The organism is Yoonia sp. (assembly GCF_017854565.1).
In the GTDB taxonomy this organism is placed as follows: domain Bacteria; phylum Pseudomonadota; class Alphaproteobacteria; order Rhodobacterales; family Rhodobacteraceae; genus Yoonia.
On sequence record NZ_JAFMHJ010000082.1, the window covers coordinates 1 to 7,071 of the forward strand.

The window sequence follows — 7,071 nt, forward strand, 5'->3', positions numbered from 1 at the left end:
CGCCACGATACGCCGCCCTTCAAATCACGCCATCACCCAAATTCCCGCATAGCTCTGGAACTTTAAAGGTCCGCCTCGCGCGTCGGGGCGGTATGAGCGAACGGGCGGCAGCGGGCCATTTCGGGATATCGCGTGCGAGCGTGAAGACGATGATGATGTTTTCGGTCCCGCCCGGCTATCAGCGAACGGCGGATATCAAGCGGCCAAAGCTGGACGGGTTCACCGGCTTCATCGACCAATGGTTGCAGGACGATCTGAACCGTCCCCGCAAACAGCGCCACACCGCCAAGCGCATTTTTTGAACGGCTGCGGCCCTCTGCGCACGCTCCGTTACCCCCCCCTTATCCCCACCAAAAGTCCGACGCGATGCCGCCGCATTGCCGAACGTGGATTCCCCAATAAAATAACTCGCTAACCCGCGATTCGGGCCAAACGGCGCAAACCACCGTACGGTGAGGGCGGGCAAACCCTTCCGGCGGCAAAGTGAGTCCCAAAAGTCACCCTTTGGCCGTGCGCGAAAATAGTTGCAGAAACACCGCCGCCGTTCTGCTAGCCTGTCAAAAAACGAGGCAGAGCAGCACATGAATAAAACAGTGATGGAAAATCACCTTCGCGAAAAAATCATCGCGAACCCCGATGTCCTTTTGGAAGATCACGACGTGATGCGCGCCCTCGTGGGTGCCAACGACGACAAGTTGGGCGAAAATATCGTCGATCTGCGCGCGATCGCGATGGCGCGACTCGAGGCGCGGTTTGATCGCCTTGAGGACACCCACCGCAACGTGATTGCCGCAGCCTATGATAATCTGGCAGGCACCAATCAGGTGCACCGCGCGATCCTGCGGATGATGGATGCGACGGCCTTTGACACGTTCCTGCACGACCTTACCGGTGATGTTGCCAATACGTTGCGAGTTGATGCGATCCGGCTGGTACTGGAAAGCCCGACACCGCAGACGGACACCACCATGGGGCCGGTCGTGGCCGTCGTGCCGCAAGGTTTTGTTGATGATTACATCACATTGGGCCGCAACATGCCCGCCCGGCAGATCACGCTACGCCCGTTCCAGAATGCCGGGGCGAGCCTTTATGGCGACCGTGCCGGTTTCATCCATTCCGAGGCCTGCCTCAAGCTGGATCTGGGCGCAGGTCACCTGCCCGGCATGCTGGTGATGGGCTCCGAAGATCCACAGCAGTTCAGCCCGCAACAGGGCACGGATTTGCTGACATTCTTTACCGGCGTGTTTGAACGCGTGATGCGCCGCTGGCTGCCCTAAGGCCGATGATATCCCCTGCCCTGACAGATGCTTTGGCGCGGTGGCTGGATCACTGCCGCGCCTTGGCGGGGGCGGCAGAAAATACGATCAAGGCTTATCAGACTGACGTTCTGGGGTTTTTGGCCTTTATGACCCGGCACAACGGCGAGATGCAGGGCCTTGGCCCGATTTCGCAAATCGCCGTGCGCGACATGCGATCATGGATGGCGCACGAACGCGGGCGCGGCGTGGGCGCGCGATCATTGGCGCGGGAACTTTCGGCGGTCAAATCATTCTACCGCTGGCTATCGGAGCGCGAAGGATTTGAACCCACTGCGGTTCTATCCACGCGCTCGCCCAAGTTTCAACGCAAGCTGCCGCGTCCCTTGGCCGAAGATGCCGCCGTGGCCATGATTGACACGGTGGAACTGCAGGCGCGTGCGCCTTGGGTGGCGGCACGTGACGCCGCCGTTGTCACATTGCTGTATGGCTGCGGGCTGCGCATTTCCGAAGCTCTGGGCCTGACGGGGGCCGACGCCCCCCTGCCCGCCGCGCTGCGGATCACTGGCAAGGGCGGCAAAGAACGCATCGTCCCGGTCATCGACCCCGCCCGCGACGCAGTGCAGGCCTATGTGGCGGTGTGCCCCTATCCACAACAGCCCGCAGCCCCCCTGTTTCGGGCGATACGCGGCGGCCCGCTTGCCCCGCGCGCTGTGCAAAAAGTGATGGAACAAGCCCGCCTGCAACTGGGCCTGCCCGCCACTGCCACGCCACACGCGATGCGCCATTCGTTTGCCACGCATCTGCTGTCGGCGGGCGGCGATTTGCGCACCATTCAAGAACTGCTGGGGCATGCGTCGCTGTCCACCACACAAGCCTATACCGCCGTGGATACCGCGCGCCTGATGGAGGTTTACGACAAGGCGCACCCGAAGGCATGACAATCGGATTGCCCCTTTTCGCGATTTCGATCATGAAGACTTAATGACCTTACACGCCAAAGCCCTTTTTGTGCATCTGTTAACCGCCTCGGGCGCGGTATTTGCCATGCTGGCGATGCTGGCCGCAGTCGAGGAAAAATGGGACATGATGTTTCTTTGGCTTGTCGTGGCCTTTGCCGTCGACGGAATCGATGGCCCGCTGGCACGCCGCTATGACGTAAAGACCAACGCGCCGGTCTTTGACGGTGTGCTGTTGGATCTGATCATTGATTACCTGACCTACGTTTTTGTTCCCGCCTACGCCCTGTTTAAATCAGGGCTGCTGCCGGGCTGGACGGGGTGGTGCGCGATCATCATCATCACCTTCACATCGGCCATGTATTTCGCCGACACGCGGATGAAGACAAAGGACAATTCATTTTCCGGCTTTCCGGGGTGCTGGAACATGCTGGTGTTGGTGATCTTTGCGCTCGAGCCGAATTTCTGGGTGTCACTGGTTCTGGTTTCAACGCTTGCCGTCGCGATGTTTCTGCCGTTGAAGTTCGTCCATCCGGTCCGCACGGAACGCTGGCGCACGGTCACTTTGCCCATGGCGCTGGCGTGGACATTTTTTGCAGGCTGGGCGGCATGGGTCGGCTTTCATCCGGAAAGCTGGGCACATTGGGGTCTTGTCGTCACGTCGGTCTATCTGGTCTTTGCGGGCGTGGCGCAACAGGTCATGCCGACAGAAACTAATAAGTAGTTCAGCGCGCTTCCCGGATTACGGTTTCCGTGTTACTGCTGGGCAGTCAATGTAATTTCCGGTCCGTATTCAGGAACCCATTAATGAAAACGTCTCAGCAAGTCGCACGCACGACACTGCCCGTCAGCAAACCCCACGCAGGGCAGTCCGCCATGCAGCGCGCCGCTGATAATAGCCAAGCGAACCAATCGCTCGCGTTACTGCAACGCATGGCCGATGCCCGCGCCCCGCTTCAGCGGATGGAAGAGGACGAGATGCAGGGCAAATTCATCCAGCGCATGGAAGAGGACGAGATGCAGGCCAAAGCGATTTAGCGCATGCACCAGTGCATACCCACAAAGATACCCCCCGACAGGTATCTTGGACCGGGACAAAAAGACATGCGCGCTAAGGGTTTGAAATTAAAATTGAATTCTTTTTGCATTTTGGAACTTGCAATATGAGAGCACTTCAACCCGCCACGGCCACCGGCGCGTCGCAGCCCCTCAGAAAAATGCAGGCAGGCCAATCGGCATTGCAGCGTGCGGCCGACCAAAGCCCGGTGTCCCATGCGCTTGGTGCGCTACAACGGATGGCCGATGCACGACCGGCGATCCAGCGGACGGACGACGAAGAGCCGATGCAGGGCAAAGCGCTCCAACTGGTCGAGGCGAAGGCGGCCCGCGCGAATGACACGGGGCTACCAGACGGCCTGAAATCCGGGATCGAGAGCCTGTCCGGGATGTCGATGGACGGTGTCAAAGTACACCGCAACTCTGACAAACCTGCGCAAGTTGGCGCGCATGCCTATGCGCAAGGCACCAACATTCACCTAGCCCCCGGTCAGGAACAGCACCTGCCACACGAGGCATGGCACGTCGTGCAACAGGCGCAAGGCCGGGTCAAGCCGACGGTCCAGATGAAGGGTGTCGCGATCAATGACGATGCCGGGTTGGAAAACGAAGCGGACGTGATGGGTGCCAAGGCGCTGCTGACGATCGCGGAACCCGTCCAACGCCACGCCATATCCGGCACAGGCGCGCACTTGCGCGGTACGACGGTATTGCAGAAATCTGCGGCCCCCACAGGTCAGGTACAATCCCCCGCGTTGATCGGTGCGCAGAACACGCCGCTCCAGTCAGACATGCTTGATCAAATGGGGGTTGCTGCAACTCAGATGTCGCGCGCCGATTATGATCAATGGCGCGGCACGATGCAGTGCAAGTCCAGCATGCATGGCGCCTACCACAATGGTGACCAGACAACCGTCACCCGCTGGCGCAATGCCCGTGACGTCGCCCAACTGTTTGAGTTCCCGCTTTCGCAAAAGATGAAGGCCGGTCTTGTCATGGGCGAAGCCGCCCTGACGATTATTGCAGGCATTGGCGGTCTGGTGGCGGGCACAGGTTTTGGTGCCATACCCCTGATTGTGCCGTCCATTCTGGCGCTTATCGTTGGCGTGGTAAAGTTCGGCCGTGGCGCGTTGATGTATTCCGACGACAAGCCCGAGGGCAAGAAACTGGCGCTCATCGACGTCCTGCGCACGATCGAAGCCCTGGTGGCTGGTGTCGGCGCGCTGATGCTTGACCCCACATCGTTCTACAAAATTCCCTCAATGATCTTTGCGATTGCCAAGTTGGTGCGTTCGCTGGCGACAGCCTTGGCCGATCTTCTGGACGGCAAAGGCGGCGCAACAACCAAGGTCTTCGTCAAGGGGCTCAAGGCGCTGGCCGCACTGGCACATGTCGTCGAAGCCGTCACGGTTGGATTCTCGGCGGGCGCAGGTCTGGCAGAAGGTGCGGAAATGCTTTCCAGCGGCGGCGATGCTGCAACGGGTGTATCCAAGGTGGCCAGCGGTCTGGCTGGTGCCGGTATTGGCGGCGCCAAAGCGGTGCGCGCCGCAGATCAATCCGACAAGGTTTTGTCATAAACAACCGTCACGACCTGCACCGCACCGCAGGTCAGCTAAAGGCAAATACAAGGTTTCTTGTAAGTCGAAATTCGTGCTACGGATGTATTACGGGTCGCATAGATACCCATATCTTCGGGACAATACATGCAGAAATTTCAGCAAGCGCCGCATCAACTGACACCAAACACCCGGAAAATCCGCCCCCGCGACAGCGCGCTGCAACAAGCCGCAGATCACAGCACGCGCAGTGAAACACTGCAGGCTCTGCAGCGAATGGCGAACACCAGCCCAACGGTGCGCATGCTGCACAGCGTCCCCACCATTCAACTGGTCGAGGCGAAGGCGGCCCGCGCGAATGACACGGGGCTACCAGACGGCCTGAAATCCGGGATCGAGAGCCTGTCCGGGATGTCGATGGACGGTGTCAAAGTACACCGCAACTCTGACAAACCTGCGCAAGTTGGCGCGCATGCCTATGCGCAAGGCACCAACATTCACCTAGCCCCCGGTCAGGAACAGCACCTGCCACACGAGGCATGGCACGTCGTGCAACAGGCGCAAGGCCGGGTCAAGCCGACGGTCCAGATGAAGGGTGTCGCGATCAATGACGATGCCGGGTTGGAAAACGAAGCGGACGTGATGGGTGCCAAGGCGCTGCAGTTATCGAGCAGCATCAACATCCAGAGCCTTGGGCAAAAACCGATCTCCTGGACCAAATCGGCTTTGGTCCAGCGGCTGACCGGGGCAGCGGGGGAGGGGGGAGGTGACCACGTGTTACCCGGTACGACCGATAGTCGTCGCTCCGCAGCGCTGGAGATAGCAAAATTTTTGAACCAGCGTGCGCGCGCGTTGCCAGGCGGCGGCCATGCCGACACCTCTGTGCTTGCTGCAAACAACCCCGGAAACATCTATGTCCGATCCAACTATACGTTAGCAGGTGTGGCAGCGCATCTTGAAACCTGGTCCGAGATGACCGGTGTTGGCGGCGGTTATGTCAAACGTGTACGCATCAATGAGGGCGGCGCAGTAGTGATGGACAGGGTCATGAATGATCCTGCGCCGACAGCGCTGAATACCGCGCTAGCAGCGAATGCGGGTGGCGGAGGCGGTCACCAATACGCCCCGATGCACGGGGTGGACGGCGGTGATGGGGGAAGTCTGGATATCTCGAATACAAATGACAGGACAGCTGACAACGTCACCAAAGTCGTCGGGGAAGGCGCGCGCTTTGGATGGCTTGCCAAAGGGTTATCAAATGGAAGCATCGGCAATGCCTCGATTGCAATCTTTAACGTTTCCATCAATATTCCACAGGCAGGTAAACTTTCCATGAACCCTACTTTTCAACAGCTTTGGGGGGCTTGGCGGTCTGGCTTTGGTCGCTCCTACCTCAAGGATAAGAGCGCCGCAAAAACACTACTGCAGGCACGGGTTCGCGAACGCTTTCGTCCAGCACAGGATGGCGATGCGGTGGGCCCTGGTAGTATCGCGGATGGCGGGGTCGCGGGCGGTCTGGTCACATCACTTCAAACGAAATCGGGCGATGTCATACTGGTGCCTATCAATGTCGGTGGAATCAGCGGTGCAGGCATCCTGTCCGATTTTGCAATGACGTGGACCGCAGACCATTAGGGTCAAATCAACAACCCCGCCTCCCCCTCCAACCGCAACAATGCCACTTTTGCTTCAACGCGACCTTCGCCGGAATATCCCTCCCAACCCATTTGCTCCCAACACCCGATGGCAGGGGATCAGGATTGCAATCGGATTTGCACCGCAGGCTTGTCCGATGGCTTGGGCAGAGACATTGAGCGATTTGGCCAAGTCTCCGTAGTTGCGTGTTTCACCATAGGGAATGGCGCAGAGCGCGGCGTAGAACAGGTGTTGAAACGCAAACCCACGCGGCGCGAGCGGTACGGTGAACTGCGCCCGTGTCCCCGCGAAATATCCCACCAACTCTTCGCGCGGTAATCCCCCCCCTGTGTCAGGGAAGTTGTCCGCTGCTCTATTTTTGTCTAATTTTCAGGTGGGCGGGATAGGACGATGATTTGGGATATTCACTGGAACGAAAATCGGCAGTGCTGAAGCGGATGTTACCGCCGAACAACATGGCCATTCGGCAGTTGTCGCAAGAGGAAGGGATTTCCGAGGCGACACTGCACAAGTGGCGGGCTGAGGCACGCGGTAAGGGGCAGCTTTTGCCCGACGCTGATGCTGGCCCCGAGGGCTGGTCGTCACGCG

The 7,071-nt window shown here is 59.2% G+C and carries 7 protein-coding genes and 2 pseudogenes; 8 read left to right on the forward strand and 1 reads right to left on the reverse strand.

Going from position 1 to position 7,071, the window contains the following annotated elements:
* Positions 1-92: 92 nt before the first annotated feature.
* From QZ196_RS16820 to QZ196_RS16850, 7 genes and pseudogenes are all read left to right on the forward strand, one after another.
* Positions 93-299: pseudogene (locus QZ196_RS16820) on the forward strand (IS21 family transposase); the annotation flags it as partial.
* Between the two features lie 282 nt (positions 300-581).
* Positions 582-1,277, forward strand: coding sequence for a DUF484 family protein (locus tag QZ196_RS16825; RefSeq protein ID WP_296428490.1), 696 nt, complete (start codon positions 582-584; stop codon positions 1,275-1,277).
* A gap of 5 nt (positions 1,278-1,282) precedes the next feature.
* Entirely contained in the window at positions 1,283-2,197 is a 915-nt protein-coding gene (locus QZ196_RS16830; protein WP_296428492.1) for a tyrosine recombinase XerC, read from the forward strand.
* Between the two features lie 43 nt (positions 2,198-2,240).
* Complete coding sequence (locus tag QZ196_RS16835) at positions 2,241-2,939, forward strand: CDP-alcohol phosphatidyltransferase family protein (protein ID WP_296428493.1); 699 nt, start codon at positions 2,241-2,243, stop codon at positions 2,937-2,939.
* 83 nt (positions 2,940-3,022) lie between these two features.
* On the forward strand, positions 3,023-3,253 hold the full coding sequence (locus QZ196_RS16840; protein WP_296428494.1) for a hypothetical protein: 231 nt from the start codon (positions 3,023-3,025) through the stop codon (positions 3,251-3,253).
* 125 nt (positions 3,254-3,378) lie between these two features.
* A complete protein-coding gene (locus QZ196_RS16845) occupies positions 3,379-4,848 on the forward strand; it encodes a DUF4157 domain-containing protein (protein ID WP_296428495.1) in 1,470 nt (489 codons plus the stop codon).
* A gap of 126 nt (positions 4,849-4,974) precedes the next feature.
* A complete protein-coding gene (locus QZ196_RS16850; RefSeq protein ID WP_296428497.1) occupies positions 4,975-6,462 on the forward strand; it encodes a DUF4157 domain-containing protein in 1,488 nt (495 codons plus the stop codon).
* 2 nt (positions 6,463-6,464) lie between these two features.
* On the opposite strand, the pseudogene QZ196_RS16855 reads toward QZ196_RS16850, so the two are convergent.
* Positions 6,465-6,768 (reverse strand): annotated as a pseudogene (locus QZ196_RS16855) (methylated-DNA--[protein]-cysteine S-methyltransferase); the annotation flags it as partial.
* Between the two features lie 110 nt (positions 6,769-6,878).
* Here QZ196_RS16855 and QZ196_RS16860 point away from each other — a divergent pair.
* Positions 6,879-7,071 (forward strand): transposase (locus QZ196_RS16860; RefSeq protein ID WP_296426075.1); only part of this gene is annotated, 193 nt, incomplete at its 3' end.

What these genes read in the sequence shown, in the direction of transcription:
- QZ196_RS16825 (WP_296428490.1), top strand. Translation starts at nt 582, where the DNA reads ATGAATAAAACAGTGATGGAAAATCACCTTCGCGAAAAAATCATCGCG.
- QZ196_RS16830 (WP_296428492.1), top strand. Translation starts at nt 1,283, where the DNA reads ATGATATCCCCTGCCCTGACAGATGCTTTGGCGCGGTGGCTGGATCAC.
- QZ196_RS16835 (WP_296428493.1), top strand. Translation starts at nt 2,241, where the DNA reads ATGACCTTACACGCCAAAGCCCTTTTTGTGCATCTGTTAACCGCCTCG.
- QZ196_RS16840 (WP_296428494.1), top strand. Translation starts at nt 3,023, where the DNA reads ATGAAAACGTCTCAGCAAGTCGCACGCACGACACTGCCCGTCAGCAAA.
- QZ196_RS16845 (WP_296428495.1), top strand. Translation starts at nt 3,379, where the DNA reads ATGAGAGCACTTCAACCCGCCACGGCCACCGGCGCGTCGCAGCCCCTC.
- QZ196_RS16850 (WP_296428497.1), top strand. Translation starts at nt 4,975, where the DNA reads ATGCAGAAATTTCAGCAAGCGCCGCATCAACTGACACCAAACACCCGG.